Below are 16,727 nucleotides of genomic sequence, written 5' to 3'. Positions count from 1 at the left end.
TCGCCAAGATGGCCTATTAGAGGAAACCGATACGTTCATATCCGTTCTACAGCGCTCTCCGCCGCCACAGCTATGCGCCGGAAATAGGCGATTGTTGCTTCCAGCCCTTCTTCCAGCGGTACGTGAGGTGACCACGCCAGCTGTTCCTGGGCTCGCGTGATATCCGGCTGGCGTTGGATTGGGTCGTCTGGCGGCAACGGGCGTTGCACCAGTTCAGAGTTCGAGCCGGTCTGGCGGATCACGGACTCGGCCAGCTCACGAATGCTCAATTCCACCGGGTTGCCCAGGTTAATCGGCCCGGTGACATCATCAGAGGATTCCATCAGCTTAATCAGCCCGTCAATCAGATCGGATACATAGCAGAAGGACCGGGTCTGACTGCCGTCACCGTAAATGGTGATAGGCTCTCCATTCAGGGCTTGCATGATAAAATTGGATACGACACGCCCATCATCGGGATGCATGTTCGGCCCGTAGGTGTTGAAGATCCGCGCCACTTTGATCGGCAGGTTGTGCTGGCGGTAATAGTCAAAGAACAACGTCTCGGCACAGCGTTTGCCCTCGTCATAACATGAACGCGGTCCGATCGGATTGACGTGGCCGACGTAATCTTCGGTTTGCGGGTGAATTTGCGGATCGCCGTAGATCTCGGATGTCGAAGCCTGCAGAATTCGTGCGCCGACCCGCTTGGCCAGCCCCAGCATATTGATCGCACCATGCACAGCCGTCTTGGTCGTCTGGACCGGATCGTGCTGGTAATGGAACGGAGAGGCCGGGCAGGCCAGATTGTAAATCTCATCCACTTCAACATACAGCGGAAAGGTCACGTCATGGCGCATGACCTCGAAGCGGGGGTTTTGTAGCAGGTGGTGCAGGTTCCCGCGCCGACCCGTGAAAAAATTGTCGACACACAAAACCTCGTGCCCTTGTTTCAGCAGGGCCTCGCACAGGTGCGAGCCGAGAAAGCCTGCGCCACCCGTAACCAGAATCCGCTTGGCGGTTAGATGCATGTCGTTGGGATCAAAATCAGACGCGTTCATCAGCGCTCTCTGCAGTTATAATCCGACCGGTATTGCTTCGCGTCGGTTTTCTAAAACGATCAGGCACTACAAACGAATAAAACAAATAATTCGGCTGCAAATTTGAGCGCCTGCACTCAGTATGTACATCGCGGTTGAGGCTACACGAAATTTGGAGGGGGACGAAGGATAAATATGCGCGCTCTGCAGTTTTTGTGGTTTCCGGTTGTATGAGCCATGTTTCAGAACCAGTTACCAAAGCTGGGCTAAACAATTGTGCGCTCAGACCGAGACTGTTCCGAGTACGTCAAAAAAAATCACGTTAAGCCTTTTGGAGCCAAGCGGGGACCAAATGCGGGTGTAACGCATGCTTCAAGACGTGGAATCAATGTTATGGTAAATTTAAGCCGTGCTTACTTACCGGACCTCGTTCAGATGGAGCCACCGGCGGCCTGGCGCAGCATCCAGACCATTCGTGTACACCTGAGCCGGATAAGAGTGGCAATAGCTCGCAAGGTTTCACCGGTTGAATTCAGTCTGCTGCTGGCCAGAACCTTGGGCGTATGTACCATGGCACTGGCAGGCATTGCCAATCCCCGGATTGCCCATCTCAGGCGTGCTTTGCCTCCGGTTCCGTTCAACTGATACGCTTCCTGCGTCATGCGTCGCCATTTCGTCCTGAGCGCGGACCAATCTTGTCTTGACGGATGTTTGACACGAAACCGATCCTCGTACACCAGACTATAACCTCGCGCGACAGCACGCATGGTCCATTCCTGATCTTCCGATATACCGTTTATAAACCCGCCGATCGCGTCGAACACGTCGCGGCGCGTCAGCAGATTGCCTGCACCGGAAAACCCCTGAACCTCGATATATCTGCGGAAATTGAATGCAAAAACGGCCTCGAATGCCTCGGCCCCACTGCGCGGCGGTGGGGTTTCGTCAAACACGTCAACTCGGCCCCCGACAAGGTCAGCCCGGTTGGCGATTGCGCGGCCGACCGTCAGCCAGTCAGGCGCTGGAACGCAATCGGCATCTATGAAAAACAACCTTGGCGCTGTGGTTGCGGCAATACCCTTGTTTCGTGCATGCGCTGCGCCCTTCTGGGTTTCAGTGATGAACCGCACATCAGGAAAGGCCAGCTTCACCTCGTCCAACGAGACCGGAGACGCGTTATCTACAACCACGATTTCTGTATCGGTGGTGTCGTTCTCCATCAACGCCCGCAGGCATCGTTCCAGTCTATCAGGGTCGTTGTAATGGGGAATAATGACCGCATCCGTCGGAGCCGGATCAGTACGAGCCGTACTCATAGCCGAAAGCCTCGCTGATATAGCGACATTTGTTCAGCACGATGCCCATGACCTTCGTCAGCTCTGCCAGTTGCTGTTCGGCCAGGTCAACATGGTCCACGCTGGTTTCTTCGGCGGCACCCAATAGCAGGGCACAGTCAACGTTCTTCAGGAACCCGTGGCTGTCGTCGCTGGCCATCAACGGCGGAGTATCGAACAGCATGATATCCGGCTGGTACTCTGCTTCGATTTGTTCCAGTGTTTCAATCATGGCCCGGCTTTGCAGAATCTCGGCTGGATTGCGTGTTGACGAATAGTTCAATCCAAAGATTACATTTTCACCATGGCGCAGCGCATGCTGTTCAAACGAAATGTTTCCATTAATAACATCGGACATGCTGTGATTGCCGGTCTGCCGCAGGATTTCGGCCAACCCTCTGCGTCGCATATCAAAATCAATGACGATTGTACGCAGGTCCTTCTGTCGGCTCAGACTAAAGGCAAGATTTGCGGCCGCCGTGCTTTTACCACATCCGCTGTACGGGGATGTCAGGGCGATGCGCCGCCAGCCGTTGGACTGAAGTTGCTGAATCATCTTTGTCCGCAACATATCGTAGGGGGCAGCTTCAGGCCCGCCGTGATAGGCAATCAGACGATTACGAGCGATCAAGTTCTGATCAATCTGCAACTCGGGCAGAGAACTCCAGGCATCTTGGCTGTCATCAGCTGGAACAGGCTGCGGAGCCTCGGGTTGCAGAATAGGTTCCGCTTGGCGGCTTTCGCGTTCATTGCGAGCTTTGCGAATTGCCTGTTGAAGACGGTCCATCACACCCTGTCCAATCTTGTAGATACAAAAGTCACCAATAGACCTCCAACTTTTCGATCACTTGTTCTGCAATCAAATCCAGCGGCAAGTAATACGTATGAAAAGCCCAAACTGCCGCGGGCACACCAATCAGAATAGCCAGGACAACCATGCTCCAGCCAATCCGGCGCCTAATCATCTCTCCTCGTGAGGGCAAATAGGGAATGGTTGCGATCGGCCACACTTCGAGCTTGTTGATCAAATCCTCTGGACGACGCACCGTACGGTTGAGAAGTTCCAGCAGAACAACCAAAGCCAGGCCAAGCGAAATGCCAAAGGCAGTTCCCCCTGCCGCTACCATCATGCGGTCGGGTTTTGTCGGCGCAGCTGGCGCGACAGGATATTCGATTACCGATATGCGCTGACCCTGTGCTGTCACTTCAATCCGTTCACCGGTCGATGCCGCCGCCAATCGATCGACCACACTGTTATACTGGGCCTGGATGTTGTCATGATCCCGCTGCAGCTCTGCAAGCGCAATCGCGTTGGCCGGGGTTTGATCAATCGTCAGCGTCAGCTTGGCCAAGCGGTCCACAATTGAAATCCTTTGATCCTCAAGGGCCGAAATCTGAGAATCAAATTGGGCCAGTTGTAGATCCAGCGTCGAGTTGCCCGTCTGAGGGTTAGTCGCTGCTGTATTGGCTGCCTGTTCGGCAACTACAGTTTCTTCCAATTTGGAAATTCTGGCACGCAGAAGCCTTATCTGCGGATTGGTTTCCGAATAGATCGCGAGCTTAGAGTCGAGTTCGTTCAGCAACTGATCCAGCTGCGCCTGCGCAGGTGTTCTGTTTTGCTGTGCTACGCCCACGATCTGGCCGGTTGAACCATAAATCTCCAAAAGTTTCTCGCGTTGGCTTTTAAGCGAGAAAATCTGCTGATCCGTTTGTTCTAGATTGGTCTGCAATGCCGCTTGCTGCGCGGTTCGGAACTGAAGGTTACTTGGCAATGCGTCGGAATTTTCTCTCTCGAATTCCAATATCCGGGAACTTCGTATATCAAGCTCCTTCCCAAGACGCTCGACTTCTTTTTCAAAAAAACTAAGCGTATCTGACGCGCGGTTCTTGCGATAGGTCACGTCGAGCTTCTGAATCTCGGTCAGGTATTCATTCAACACCCCGGCAGCGATCTGACCCGATCGCGCATTGAAGAAAATTGTCATTAGGTTGGCTTGGCCCTGACCAGAGCTGATTTGAATCGTCGTGTTGTTGCGCATGACACCAACAATCTGATCGGGGCTTGCATTGTCTATGTTTTCCAGAACCAACTGCTTTCGCGCTATTTCCAGAAGAACCGGCCGTGTGAGCAGGCGCTGCTCAACGATCTGCATCTGTTCGAAAGCAGGAGTATTGACAGTACTGGACGCCAGGTGCCCAGAAATCTGAGGAGATTCAACGATTAGCCGCATTTGAGCCTCGTATGACGGAGGCAACGTTATCGCTATGATGACGGAAGCCACCGAAACAACCAAAGACACAGCAAGGAAATACGGGAGCCGCCTCAGAAAAATGGAAGAATAGTAACGAACCGGGCCCATTTCAGACTATTGCCTCCTTTTCTAGTGAATTCCCCCCGAAGAATACACCATCTTCGACCACTTGATTGACAACATCTTCATCAACTTTGTCAGCTTCGTTGGTCCAAGCGTACATCAGGGCGAAATCGCAAAACTGATTCACCAGGCGCGGAACGCCGCGGGTCTGCTGAAAAATCAGTGCGCAGGCGTCATCCGTGAACTCCTCGCCTGAGCCACCCGCCGTCTTCATCCGGTGCCGGATGTAGGCTTCGACCGAAGCTTCATCCATCCGCTCCAGATGGAAACTTGCAGCCACCCTTTGCGTCAACTGGCGCATTTTCGGGTCCAGAACCAAATCACGTAGTTCGGGCTGTCCGACCAGAACAAGCTGGATCAACTCATCCGTGTTGGCATTGATGTTTGTCAGCATGCGGATTTCTTCAAGCCCTTCGACTGTCAGGTTCTGCGCTTCATCGAAAATCAGAGCCACCCGCCGCCCAGCGGCATATTCCGAGACCAGAAAATCCTGCAGCGCCCTGAACAGCTGCACGTAGGTGGCGTCTTTATTAATCGGCAAACCCAGCGCATGAAGCACCCATTGCAGCAGCTCTCCTCGCCCGCCCTGTGCGTTGGAGATCAGCCCGACGGTGATCTGCTGCTCCATTTCGCTCAGAAGTTGCTGAACCAGGGTCGTCTTGCCGGCCCCGATCTCACCAGTCAACAGCGTAATCGGTGCGCAGCTCATGATCCCAAATTGCAGCACCGAATAACCGCGTTTATGCAGCGGTGACCAATACATGAACCCAGGGTCCGGAAGCAGCGTAAAGGGGCGCCGGTCCAGCCCGAAGAATTCTAAATAAAACCCGTCACTGGACGCCATTGCACCACGGTTGCCTTCCGCCTTGTCAAACCTCGTACTGGCCCCCCGGAGATTACCCACACTCATACCCTGAACCACCAGAAACCTCTTACACGATACACATATTACATAAATCAAATGCAGCTGGGGACTACTCTGCCACAAAATCACACTAGCAATCAGCACTAAATTTCACACTTGGTGATTTGGCGCTCGCCCACCTCAATCCCTGGTGGTATCCGTCGTAATGCCCATCAAACACTTGAGAAGACTGTGCAGAAAAGCGGCAAAGAGACCAAAGACTAGCCTCACAAAGAAAATTCCCGCCCCGCCGCACAATGCAGTATTAAGCACCAAAAACTAAGTTTTATGCAAATTGTTGCAGTATTGGATACAGAATCTCACAAGACCCTCAATCAGGTCTGGCGCATCCCAGCTCCAAACAACCCTGAAATACCCACTCTTTTCAGGTTCTGCGCACAAAGCTGTCATGATTAATGTTTTGCAAGATGACCAGAATTTGTTAATCTTTGCGAGTGGAGCAGGCTGGTATCGTGTGTGTAAACGGCAATGCTCTGAAATATAATAAAACAATATTTCTTAAATACGTGACGAGGTTGAGCGTAGTCAGTTTCTGAGTTGGGTAAGTGGTTCTTGGTTTTTTGTTTGTGCTGGGGGTTTAAATAGTGACAAGTCATTCGAAGGACGTAGCCGATACTGGCTACTCTAATATTTCTGTTGCACCTGCCCTGGCGACCTACCCAGGGATTTACAGAAGTGTAGGAAAACGCATCTTTGATATCGTCTTTGTGCTGCTTGCAGCGCCGTTTGTTGTGCCCATGGTTTTGTTCTTGGCCGTATTTCTGGCCTGCCAGGGTGTGACGCCTTTTTATCGGCAGGAACGGGTCGGCAAAGACGGCAAGATTTTCAAAATGCTCAAGCTGCGCACCATGGTGCATGACGCCGAGACAGTTCTCAAAAAGCATCTGGCAAACAACCCGGGCGCACGGGAAGAGTGGGATCGCAATCAAAAGCTCCTCAATGATCCGCGCATCATCAAGTTCGGGTCGTTTCTGCGCAAATCCTCGATGGATGAGCTACCGCAGTTCTGGAACGTTTTCACAGGCGAGATGTCCATGGTCGGCCCCCGCCCTATGATGGTGAACCAGCAAAAACTGTATCCTGGCGATTTCTACAATTCCATGCGGCCGGGCATCTCTGGGCCGTGGCAGGTTTCCAAACGCAACCAGTCTACTTTTGCCGAGCGTGCATTTCATGATACTGAGTATTGGAAGAGTATGTCGTTCGGCACTGATCTTTCCATCCTGATCAGGACGGTTTCCGTTGTTTTGCGCGGCACCGGCTGCTGAGGCAGGGCACGCCACAAGGTGGGCACCTTTCGTAGATTCTGCGGGAGTATAGCGTTGCGTGTAACTTTTTTATCCTTTGGCAACAGATTGGCGGCTGTTTTTTTGGCGGCAGTTCTGGTGTTGAGCGCATGTGACACAGCCGAAGAACGGGCCGAGGCACATTTTCAGGCTGGTCTAGCCCTCCTTGAAAAGGATGATGTCGAGAGCGCGCTGTACGAATTCAAAAACGTCTTCAAACTGAATAGCAAACACAAAGAAGCCCGCCTGATCTATGCCCGGCTGGAACGTGAACGCGGCAATGCCTCGATCGCTTACAGCCAGTTTCTGTTACTGGTCGAGCAATACCCGGACAACCTCGAAGGACATCGCGCGTTGGCTGAGATGGCTTTGGAAACTGAGAACTGGGAAGATCTGCGCCGCTATGCGGGTGTTGCAAAAGAACTTGCCCCCGATGACATCGAGATCAAATCCCTCAACAACTCGCTGACCTATACCGAGGCCGTCAACACCAAGAAAACAGCCGAGGCAGAACTCACCGTCGCCATCGCCCATGATTTCCTAAAGGACCGCCCCGACCTGTTGTCCGCGCGACAGATCGTCATCGACGATCTGGTCCGCTCTCAGGATTGGGAAACTGTGTTAAGCGAAACCGATATTGCTCTAAGCTTTGCGCCGCAGCAGGCCAAGTTGCATACCATTCGGCTCGGCGCGTTGCAGGAACTGCAAAAGCCCGAGGAAATCGAAAAACAGCTGAGGCAGATGCAGCAGGTCTTCCCCGAGGACACAAGCATTCAGCAAAGTCTTTTCGAACATTATATTAGCTATAAGAAACTGGATGCCGCCGAAGGCCTTCTGCGGGAACAATCAGAGCAGGAGGCACAGGACCCCCTTTCGACGCAAAAACTCATCGCGTTTCTGGCAGAGTACCGTGGCCCTGACCTGGCGATTGCCGAGTTGGATCAGATTATTGCTTTGGACACAATCGATACGCCGCGATTCAAAACCACACGGGCAGTGCTAAAATTCCAGATCGGGGACACGCAAACCGCACTTGGCGAGATGCGGGAGTTGCTTGCGAACGCAAAGCGGACCACGCAAACCCGCGACAGCGAAGTGGAATTCGCCCGGATGCTATTGGATGTCGGCGAGACCAAGGAAGGCCGAGCTTTGATTGAGCGCGTCCTTGTCGAAGACCCAACACACATTGAAGCTGTAAAATTGAAGGCAGCGTGGTTGATAGAAGAAAATAAAATCAACGACACAATCGTGCTGTTGCGCAAAACGCTGGATGTCACACCTCGGGATTCACAGCTTATGACCTTGATGGCGCGCGCCCACGAGCGCAACGATGATCGGGTTGTGATGGGTAAAATGTTGGCACTCGCGACAGAGGCGTCCCGGAATGCACAAAAAGAGACACTGAACTATGCCCGGTTCCTTCTTGAAGAGGACAATCTAGTAGTTGCCGAACGCGTATTGAACGACGCTTTGTACCGGCTTCCCGAGAACCCTGAACTGTTATTGGCTCTCGGCAATGTGTACCTAAACCTGCAAAACTGGGAACGACTCGATGTGGTGTTGAACAAACTCCGCAATCTGGACGACCCAGGCGCGCGTCAACGGTTAGACGACCTCAGATCACAAATGCTGTCGACCCAGCAACGCAAGGATGAAATGACGGCTTTCTTGGACGAACTGGCAAACGATCCTGAATTTGGCCTGTCAGCCGACATTGCGCTTATCCGGCAGATGTTAATACAGGGCGACGTGACCGGTGCCGCCAACCGACTTGATGAATTGCTGGCGGAAGACCCGGGATCGCTGAACCTGCGCTTTATGAAAGCTCGCGTTCTGACGGGTGAAGGTAAGCTCGACGAGGCCGAGCAACTTCACCGCGCGATCCTCAAAGATCACCCGGACGCGGCCCGTGTCTGGGCCAGCTTGTTTTCATTGCATATTCAGCGCGAACAGCTTGAACAGGCCCAAGCCATATTGGATGAAGCGCTATCAACTCTGCCGGAGAATCCAGATCTTTTATTGCTGCAGGCGACAGAACACGAACGCGCCCGGGAACTAGACTTGGCGATTGCGGTCTATGAAAAGCTGTACCCTCTCAGCAACCAGTCTCAGATCGTGGCCAACAAATTGGCAAGCCTTCTGACGAGTCACCGCAACGACGACGAAAGCCTGCAACAAGCGGCCCATCTGGCGCGACGGTTGCATGGGACAAGAATACCCGAATTTCAGGATACTTATGGCTGGGTTGCCTATCAGCTGGGCCGCTATCAAGAAGCGCTCATATACCTTGAGCCAGCGGCCAGGGCTTTGCCGGACCAACCCTTGGTACTTTACCATCTGGGCAAAACCTATGCTGCAATTAACCAGCCACAAGCGGCGTTGCACGCCTTTAGGGCCGCACAAGAAACTGGGGTTACATTAAATGTATCTCCAACATTAGAGGATGAAATAAAGCAATTGAACGCAGCAAATATCGCTGGACAATAATGCGGGGACGGAACGCTGCATTTCTGCCGCACCATGCCCCTGTCAAAAAACCAACAGATTGTTTTGAAAATAACATAAAGGTAAAAAGGGAGGGAAAAGTGAAAGATTTATATATGCGTACAGTTATAAGAGCATTGATTTCTCTAGTCTTCGCCATGGTCGCAGCATCAGCATCGTGGGCGCAAGGCTCGTATCAAATCCAACCGGGTGATGCGCTTCAGGTCGAAGTTCTGGAAGACCCCACGTTGAACCGAACCATATTGGTTCTGCCGGACGGCTCCATTAACTTCCCGCTTGCTGGCTCGCTTCGCGCAGCCGGGCAATCCACCAATGGGCTAAGCTCGTCGCTCTCGTCGGCGCTGTCTTCCAACTTCAATGCACCGCCGACTGTATTTATTTCGGTGGCATCGCTTGCACCGCCCCCGTTGCAGGGCGCGCTCGCTCCAACCGGTCCGACGATCGACGTTTTCATAATGGGTGAGGTCAACGCACCTGGGAAACATATTGCGACAGAGGGTACGACCATTCTTCAGATTTTGGCTCAGGCTGGCGGCTTGACCAATTTTGCGGCCAGAAAACGCATCGAATTGCGGCGGCCCGACACTAAAACAGGCGTGATGAACAGATACACCTACAACTACAAAGGCACGGGCGGCGGCATCCAGGGAAATACTTTGCTCAAACCCGGAGACGTTGTTGTTGTTCCAGCACGCCGCTTGTTCGAATAGGGGCTTATACAGGTGGGAAAATTTAGGAACAGGCTGTCCGCTTCGCTGGGGTGCGGGGTAGCTTTTGCTGCATCATTGACGCCAGCAGTTGGTCAACAAAGCCCAATCCCACAACCGCCGATACAGCAGACGACGGCACAGACCACTGCTGCAACGCAGACACCGCTGCAGCAGTCGACCGCCCAATCAACGGTTGTTCAGCAAACGCCCAGCCAACAGCTGATTGCACAACAGGCTCTGCAGAACCCAGCCCGGCAGGTTGGCTCACCCACAATTGTCCAGTCAGCCGGTACGGGGTCTGACTTGATTGTCACGCTAGATTACCTGTCCTCACTGCGGCATGATAACAATCTCAGACTGACAGATCCGTCTCTCGGATCAACCACTTGGTGGGAAAACGAGCTCGCCCTGAATATCCTGAAGCAAGCAAACGATTCCACTTTGGCTATCGATTTATCGGGCTTATACCGGATCGCCAACGAACCGATCATAGGGACTGAATCATCGTTTTCTGATCCATCCGCGCAATTGGCTTATCAGCGTACCCGATTGAACAGCAGCCTTGACCTGCTGTTGGATTATACCGAACGGGATTTGGCCTTTAACCGGTCGCTGACAGACACCAACCTGGATGGCATCATCGATTCCGCCGACGTACTCGGAACCGCCGGAGATCAGATCAACACCCTTGCGAACCTGAGCTGGGCCGTGGGTCTGAATGCCCCTGTGGGATTCCAGTTCGACTACAGCCACCGCGAACGCCGCTATAAGGACACATTCGACCCGAGTCTGATCGAAAACAGATCAGATATTTTTGATTCAGCACTGTTGTTCCAGATTTCTCCGGTTTTACAGGGAAATTTGAGCGTCGGTTACGAAGATTTTACGGCCGAAGACAACGTGCGAACTGAAACGCAGACTACAACTGTTTCAGCGGGTGGAGCATATAACCTCTCTTCCACGACATTCGTCTCGTTGGATGCCGGATACAGCCAGGTCGACGATACGCAACGTGCGACAAATACGAGTAACACCACTGAAAGCTTCGTCTGGAACTTTGCTTGGAACAAGGCGCTGTCAGATGGAAACGCCGACGTACGGATCAATCAAACATTCGGCGTGAACGGCACTAGGCTGAATGCAACTGCCGGACGCAACTACCAGCTAACAAACGGAACGTTGAATTTTGATATTGGTTTCACCCGGGGGCCTTTTGACGAGATAACCCCGATCGGCCAGCTCAACTATTCGTACCGGCTGCTTAGTTCCCGGATCGGTGCAACGATTCAACGACGGGTTGGTACCAGTACCGACAGCTTGGAAACACGCCAGACATTAGCCTTTCTGACATATGACTATTTCATTAATCCTGTTTCGGCGCTCTCTTTCAGTGTCGATGTTCTTGATCAGCAAACAGAAGGTTCAGGTCCATCAAACCCACGCACCCGGGGCACGATCAGCGCCTCTTACAGTCGTGCAATCACAAAGGACTGGGCGATGAATATTGGCTACCAATACGAAAGGGATGACCAAAATAACTTTACTGCCAGCTCAAGCACGGCGTTTTTGACACTTGGGCGGCGATTCACTCTTAAACCCTGAGCCGCATTAAAATTGAATGCTCACCGGCCCCTTGACGCAGGCCGAGCGTGGCCGTGATCATCGGGATTTTGAGCAACCCGATCCGTCCTTGGATCGGCAAGACATTGGTGTGCTTTGCCACCTAAATCCTGCTGGCAACAACGCCGGGCCAAAGACAAGTGATCGGACCACTTGTTCACCCGCGTCAGCCCATCGTATTCAAGGGAAATAGATTCGACGCATGGTTAGCTTCTTTTAGCTTCGTTTCCGCCTTGTTATTCCTGCATACGGCAACTGCAGGTGGCGGATTCTACGTGGCACACGCTAGACCAGAGATTTGGCATTGTCCTGTGGGGGGGGGGCGATAAGAGGTCTTCTAATAGGGTTTACGAATCGATAGTCGCAAGAAGCTTGCCGTATTACTCCGTGCAGTGCTGGATCTGATCACACCCCCAAACTTATTTGGCGTCGGGCATCTAAGTGCGCGTCCCCTTCTTTTTTGCTAACGCTTCTGGCTTCAATCCTGTCTTTGAAAACACTCTTAATGGCGATCCGTGATCGCAACGCCCGTGGGGTCGTTGCTTTTTTTGGAGAGTACCACAGACCCCAAGTCTTATGGCCCCATTGCATACCCTTGTCTTCTCTTATGATCTTCAACGAAACCCCAGTGCCGACAATTGGCAACCCCACACAACAGCCCAATCGGGTGGCCGGATCACTAGGCGATTTACAGGCTACACTTGAAAGATCAGCGAGGATACTGATCGCACGGCGCTTCAGCTTCAGCTGTTTTGCCTCAAGCAATAGCGGATACCGTCGTAATCTGTGCGATGGATTCTTTTGCAGCAGAAGATCGATGGGTTCAGGGTATTGGCCGCAGCCAAACCGTGGACGCTGTATCAACGCATAGCAGCCCAATAAACTATCTTACGCGCAAATAGAGCCCGTCTGCTCTGCTATTGTGATCTGTGCCTTGCACTCGTTTTCTCGGCGAGTAACTGATTAGACAACCGCACCAATCGCCGCTCTACGTAAAGGAAGTAAAGATGTGAGATCAGAATGTTGATCAAAAAAATCGCAAATGAGAGGGTGAGAAACACGAAAAGGCTCAAATCGTCCAATTGTGGGATGAACGCCATTAGAAGCGGAATGAGAATCGCATGGATGAGATACAGCGCGTAAGAGGAATCCCCAAGCGGGCTGAGCCAACGAAAAAATCGCTGTCCAACGCCACGCGCCTCCAACGAAATGCATCCAATGACCAGCAATATACTTGGGATACCCCATAAAATTACCGAAGGGTATTGTTTGTAACCCAACCAAAGGCTTAGGCCAAACCCAGCCGCAGCTATCAGGATCATGGCGCTTGCTGAGCTGACGGTCGCCTTTAACCCACGTGTTGCCATCCACCCGATCCAAGCACCGGCTGCAAATTCAAGAAGTAAAACACTGGTGACCAATTTGGGAAGCCCCATGAACCCCATGCTGGGAGGGATCAAGAAGACTCCCACAAAGATGCTGGCTACAAAAAACACGGTCAACCACAGAACCCGGTAAAACGCTGGCAGACCCAGTGCCAGTGCCAAGGCAAACAGCAGATAAAAGTAAACTTCGTAGGCCAGTGTCCAACCCACAAAGATCAATGAGCTTGCACCTTCTGGCAGCAGGAAAAAGGCGCCAAACCATTTTTCTGCGGTGTCAGGCAGTTGTGCACCCAGATAGAGGGCTGCCGGAATGCTCAGCGCCGCAATTAACCAGTAGGACGGGTAGATGCGCGAAAAGCGTTTTCTTAGAAAGGAACGCCAGTTGCTGCTGCTGTCTTGGTTGGTCCACATCATGATGAAGCCACTGACAACAAAAAAGATATGAACACCGGCAGAACCCAAGCCCGAAATGTAGTTGCTTACCGGAAAAGCGTCAGTGCTTGAAATATCAACAAAATACACACTGTGACGCAATGCAACGGCAGACGCGGCAATCGCCCTGAGCGCTTGAATAGAATATAGCAATACAACATTCCATTTGCCGAAAAGGGAGAAAAACTATGACATGAATTGGTAATACGTCAAGCAAAGTGCCTGGATTCACTTGTTTGCATGCCTTCTCATGCGAGAACTGTTTCCTGAAAATCGTTAAATAGCCAGGGCGGCCCCTACCCTTTCCAAATACGCTGATACGCCGCGATCAGAGCGGGTATCTGATGGGGCCAGGCCATTTCCGCCTCAACCCGCGCACGGCCATACCGGCCCATGGTGGCGCGACGTTCGTCATCCGCCAGCAATTCAGTGATCTTGTCCGCCATATCCACTGGATCGTTGGCTTTTGCATAAAGCGATGCCTCCTGCGCGGAAAAGCGCCCTTCGGTCACGTCGAACTGAACGATGGGCTTCTTGAACGCCATGTATTCCAGAATCTTGTTCATGGTGGATTTGTCATTCATCTCGTTCACCCGGTCCGGGTTCACGCAGACATCGGCGGTTGACAGGATTTCGAACAGATCGTGATCCGGGGCACGGCCAGTGAAGGTGACATAATCCGACAGCCCCATATCCACCGATTGCTGGCGCAGTTTGTCCAGACTGGGACCACCGCCCACAAGGCAGAACTGGATATCGTCACGCCCCTGAACCTGCACCAGATGCGCCACCGACTCCAGCAGCAGATCGATCCCCTCCTGATCGCCCATCACGCCGACATAACCCACCATATACTTGCGCCCGTTGCGCCAATCGGGGTTCGGGGGCAGGTGCTGTAGGCGGCTGAGGTCCGGGCCTGAGCGGACAACAAAGACATCTTCGGGCGCCATGCCACCGCGCTCGATGGCGATCTTACGATAGCTTTCGTTGGTCGCGATCGACACCCGCGCCGAGGCAAAGGTCAGCCTCTCGAATTTCTTCATCAGTTTCCAGAAGAAACCCCGCTTGTTGAATTTGGCCTCGTACAGCTCGGGGTTGATGTCGTGGTGGTCAAACAGATAGCGCACCCCGAACAGTTTGAACGGCAGCGCCACCAGAAAGATCAGATCGGGCGGGTTGCAGCCATGTATGACATGGAAACCGCGCGTCAGCTTGATCCGCAACGCCAGCCAGCTTTCCCAGAACAGCGCCGCGCCGTATTCCAGCAGGTAGCCCAGTGCCCCGCTGGCATCCAAAGGCAGAGGGTGGCGATAGACTTTGATCCCCTCGTCTTCCCACACGCGTGCCTCATGGCCTTTGCCGGTGGGGCAGATGACCGACACCAGCGCGCCGGCGGCCGCCAGCGTGCGCGCCTCCATCCAGACCCGGCGGTCGAAAGGCACGGGCAGGTTTTCGACCACGATCAGAACTTTCAACCCCTTCAGGGGTTGGGTCTGGCGCAGTTCCTCAAACGAGATCGGTTGAACGGCAGGCGGCGGGCTAGTCATATTCATAGGTCCGCACCACCTCTGTATCGCCAAGGTTCAGATCATTGATAATCCGGTTCGATCCAATCACCAGATCCCAGGGCCCGGCCTCGGCCGTGGCTCGGTTCACCAGCAGGCTGCCCACATTGGGCAAATGGGTGAAGGCATAGCCCAGGTTCTGTCCCCGCAGATCAGCAGGTTCGATGGCCGGATCATAGATCGACAGTTGATAGCCTGCGTCCAGCAGCCGCCGGGCGATATCGACATTGGGACTTTCGCGCAAATCATCGGTTCCGGCCTTGAAGGCCAGCCCCGCCATCAGCACCCTGCCCCCCTCGGGCAAGCGAGCCATGATGTCCTGCGCCTGATAGGTCTTGTGCGCCTGATTGGTCTGCAAAAGGCTATCGATCAGATGCGTATGCGCCCCGACCTCGCTGGCGATATGCTGCAGCGCACGGACATCTTTGGGCAGGCAAGACCCCCCGAACGCGCCCCCGGGACGGGTGTAGTAAGCCGAGATGTTGAGCTTGGTGTCCGAGACAAAAATCTCATGCATGGTTTTCGCCGACACGCCCATCCGGTGACAGATGCGACCGATCTCATTGGCGAATGCCACCTTGGTCGCGTGCCAGGTGTTGTCGACGAATTTCGTGATCTCGGCCTCTTCGAAGGCGGTATAGAACACCGGGGCGTCCAGATTTTCGTGCAGGGCGTCCATCACGTCAGAGCGATTTCCATTCGCTGTGCCGACGACGATCTTGGGCGGGTTGAAGTAATCGTCCACCGCCGACACTTCGCGCAGGAATTCCGGGTTGTAGATGATTTCGACGGCCTGCGCCGTCTGATCCCCCAGTTGGCTCCGGAAGATCGGCTCGATCAGTTGGCGCACCGTGCCGGGCCGGAAGGTCGACCGATACGCAACCGTCAACGGTCGCACCCGATCAGGCGACACGGTCTCGGCAATCTGGCGCGTCACCTCAGCCACAAAATCCATGTTATGCGACCCGTCAGTCGCGCTAGGGGTGCCAACACAGACAATGGCCAAATCTGCATCAGACAGATCCGGTGTTTCCACCACCGCATGTATCAGGTTCTTGCTAAGCGCTTCGGTCAGCAGTTCAGCCACTTTGGGTTCTTTAATCGGGGGCTGACCAGCATTGATTTCAGCAACCTTATCGGCGTTCACGTCGATGCCGATTACCGCGTGCCCTTCGCGGGTCAAACAGCACGCCGCCGTGAAGCCCACATAACCCAGCCCGAAAATTGCAATTTTCATACCGCAATACCGCTCTAAAACTCAGCACCCAATTATCTATCCTGCCGCGACAAAAGACATGTAAACCGTCGTGCTTGGCTTCTTTCTGCATTTGGTGTCCAATTCATGACACCAATTGAGAATGTACTTTGAAACAGAATTCAACGTACGGGTACGAGATACGAGTATCATTTGACAAATAAGACAAAACCGTTGCGAGGCACATACAAAGTAGCACTATGCTGACACTTATCAGTCGTCTGGTCAGAACACCAGAATCGCGATCTCACACGTCTAAGGACCTCACAATGGATCGCGAATATGGAAACATTAATGCAGATATGCGTCGTTTGTT

Annotated in this window: 12 protein-coding genes; 4 read left to right on the top strand and 8 right to left on the bottom strand. The window is 53.2% G+C overall.

Going from position 1 to position 16,727, the window contains the following annotated elements; all coding sequences use genetic code 11:
- Nucleotides 1-35: 35 nt before the first annotated feature.
- From GOX21_RS07840 to GOX21_RS07820, 5 genes are all read right to left on the bottom strand, one after another.
- Nucleotides 36-1,040, bottom strand: coding sequence for a UDP-glucuronic acid decarboxylase family protein (locus GOX21_RS07840; protein WP_438826466.1), 1,005 nt, complete (start codon nt 1,038-1,040; stop codon nt 36-38).
- A gap of 410 nt (nt 1,041-1,450) precedes the next feature.
- A complete protein-coding gene (locus tag GOX21_RS07835; protein ID WP_170376761.1) occupies nt 1,451-2,335 on the bottom strand; it encodes a glycosyltransferase family 2 protein in 885 nt (294 codons plus the stop codon).
- The gene (locus GOX21_RS07830; protein ID WP_170376759.1) at nt 2,316-3,140 is read right to left on the bottom strand and encodes a CpsD/CapB family tyrosine-protein kinase; all 825 of its coding nucleotides are present in this window, start codon (nt 3,138-3,140) and stop codon (nt 2,316-2,318) included. The genes GOX21_RS07835 and GOX21_RS07830 overlap by 20 nt, the downstream gene beginning before the upstream one ends.
- Nucleotides 3,141-3,171: 31 nt before the next feature.
- Nucleotides 3,172-4,713, bottom strand: coding sequence for a GumC family protein (locus tag GOX21_RS07825; RefSeq protein WP_170376757.1), 1,542 nt, complete (start codon nt 4,711-4,713; stop codon nt 3,172-3,174).
- Between the two features lies 1 nt (nt 4,714).
- Complete coding sequence (locus tag GOX21_RS07820) at nt 4,715-5,572, bottom strand: ExeA family protein (RefSeq protein WP_170376755.1); 858 nt, start codon at nt 5,570-5,572, stop codon at nt 4,715-4,717.
- Between the two features lie 665 nt (nt 5,573-6,237).
- Between GOX21_RS07820 and GOX21_RS07815 the strand changes: the two genes are divergently transcribed.
- The 4 genes from GOX21_RS07815 (at nt 6,238) to GOX21_RS07800 (ending at nt 11,756) form a co-directional block, all read left to right on the top strand.
- A complete protein-coding gene (locus GOX21_RS07815) occupies nt 6,238-6,921 on the top strand; it encodes a sugar transferase (RefSeq protein ID WP_170350112.1) in 684 nt (227 codons plus the stop codon).
- A gap of 87 nt (nt 6,922-7,008) precedes the next feature.
- Complete coding sequence (locus tag GOX21_RS07810) at nt 7,009-9,426, top strand: tetratricopeptide repeat protein (protein WP_170376753.1); 2,418 nt, start codon at nt 7,009-7,011, stop codon at nt 9,424-9,426.
- Nucleotides 9,427-9,524: 98 nt separating this feature from the next.
- The gene (locus tag GOX21_RS07805) at nt 9,525-10,154 is read left to right on the top strand and encodes a polysaccharide biosynthesis/export family protein (RefSeq protein ID WP_368039997.1); all 630 of its coding nucleotides are present in this window, start codon (nt 9,525-9,527) and stop codon (nt 10,152-10,154) included.
- 12 nt (nt 10,155-10,166) lie between these two features.
- The gene (locus tag GOX21_RS07800) at nt 10,167-11,756 is read left to right on the top strand and encodes a hypothetical protein (protein WP_170376751.1); all 1,590 of its coding nucleotides are present in this window, start codon (nt 10,167-10,169) and stop codon (nt 11,754-11,756) included.
- A gap of 935 nt (nt 11,757-12,691) precedes the next feature.
- Here GOX21_RS07800 and GOX21_RS07795 read toward each other — a convergent pair.
- From GOX21_RS07795 to GOX21_RS07785, 3 genes are all read right to left on the bottom strand, one after another.
- Entirely contained in the window at nt 12,692-13,744 is a 1,053-nt protein-coding gene (locus tag GOX21_RS07795; protein ID WP_170376749.1) for an acyltransferase family protein, read from the bottom strand.
- Between the two features lie 143 nt (nt 13,745-13,887).
- Complete coding sequence (locus tag GOX21_RS07790) at nt 13,888-15,144, bottom strand: glycosyltransferase family 4 protein (RefSeq protein ID WP_254428488.1); 1,257 nt, start codon at nt 15,142-15,144, stop codon at nt 13,888-13,890.
- Nucleotides 15,131-16,393 carry a nucleotide sugar dehydrogenase gene (locus GOX21_RS07785; protein WP_170376747.1) on the bottom strand — a complete coding sequence of 421 codons (1,263 nt, stop codon included), beginning with the start codon at nt 16,391-16,393 and terminating at the stop codon, nt 15,131-15,133. The genes GOX21_RS07790 and GOX21_RS07785 overlap by 14 nt, the downstream gene beginning before the upstream one ends.
- Nucleotides 16,394-16,727: the final 334 nt, after the last annotated feature.

Origin of the sequence: Ruegeria atlantica (assembly GCF_013032005.1) — a bacterium.
Taxonomy (GTDB): Bacteria; Pseudomonadota; Alphaproteobacteria; order Rhodobacterales; family Rhodobacteraceae; genus Ruegeria; species Ruegeria atlantica_A.
The sequence above is the reverse complement of the archived record's forward strand: the minus strand, read 5'-3'. Positions and strand labels throughout refer to the sequence as shown.

Excerpts from the sequence above, each read along its gene's own strand:
- GOX21_RS07840 (WP_438826466.1), bottom strand. The coding sequence starts at position 1,040 with ATGAACGCGTCTGATTTTGATCCCAACGACATGCATCTAACCGCCAAG.
- GOX21_RS07835 (WP_170376761.1), bottom strand. The coding sequence starts at position 2,335 with ATGAGTACGGCTCGTACTGATCCGGCTCCGACGGATGCGGTCATTATT.
- GOX21_RS07830 (WP_170376759.1), bottom strand. The coding sequence starts at position 3,140 with ATGGACCGTCTTCAACAGGCAATTCGCAAAGCTCGCAATGAACGCGAA.
- GOX21_RS07825 (WP_170376757.1), bottom strand. The coding sequence starts at position 4,713 with ATGGGCCCGGTTCGTTACTATTCTTCCATTTTTCTGAGGCGGCTCCCG.
- GOX21_RS07820 (WP_170376755.1), bottom strand. The coding sequence starts at position 5,572 with ATGGCGTCCAGTGACGGGTTTTATTTAGAATTCTTCGGGCTGGACCGG.
- GOX21_RS07790 (WP_254428488.1), bottom strand. The coding sequence starts at position 15,144 with ATGAATATGACTAGCCCGCCGCCTGCCGTTCAACCGATCTCGTTTGAG.
- GOX21_RS07785 (WP_170376747.1), bottom strand. The coding sequence starts at position 16,393 with ATGAAAATTGCAATTTTCGGGCTGGGTTATGTGGGCTTCACGGCGGCG.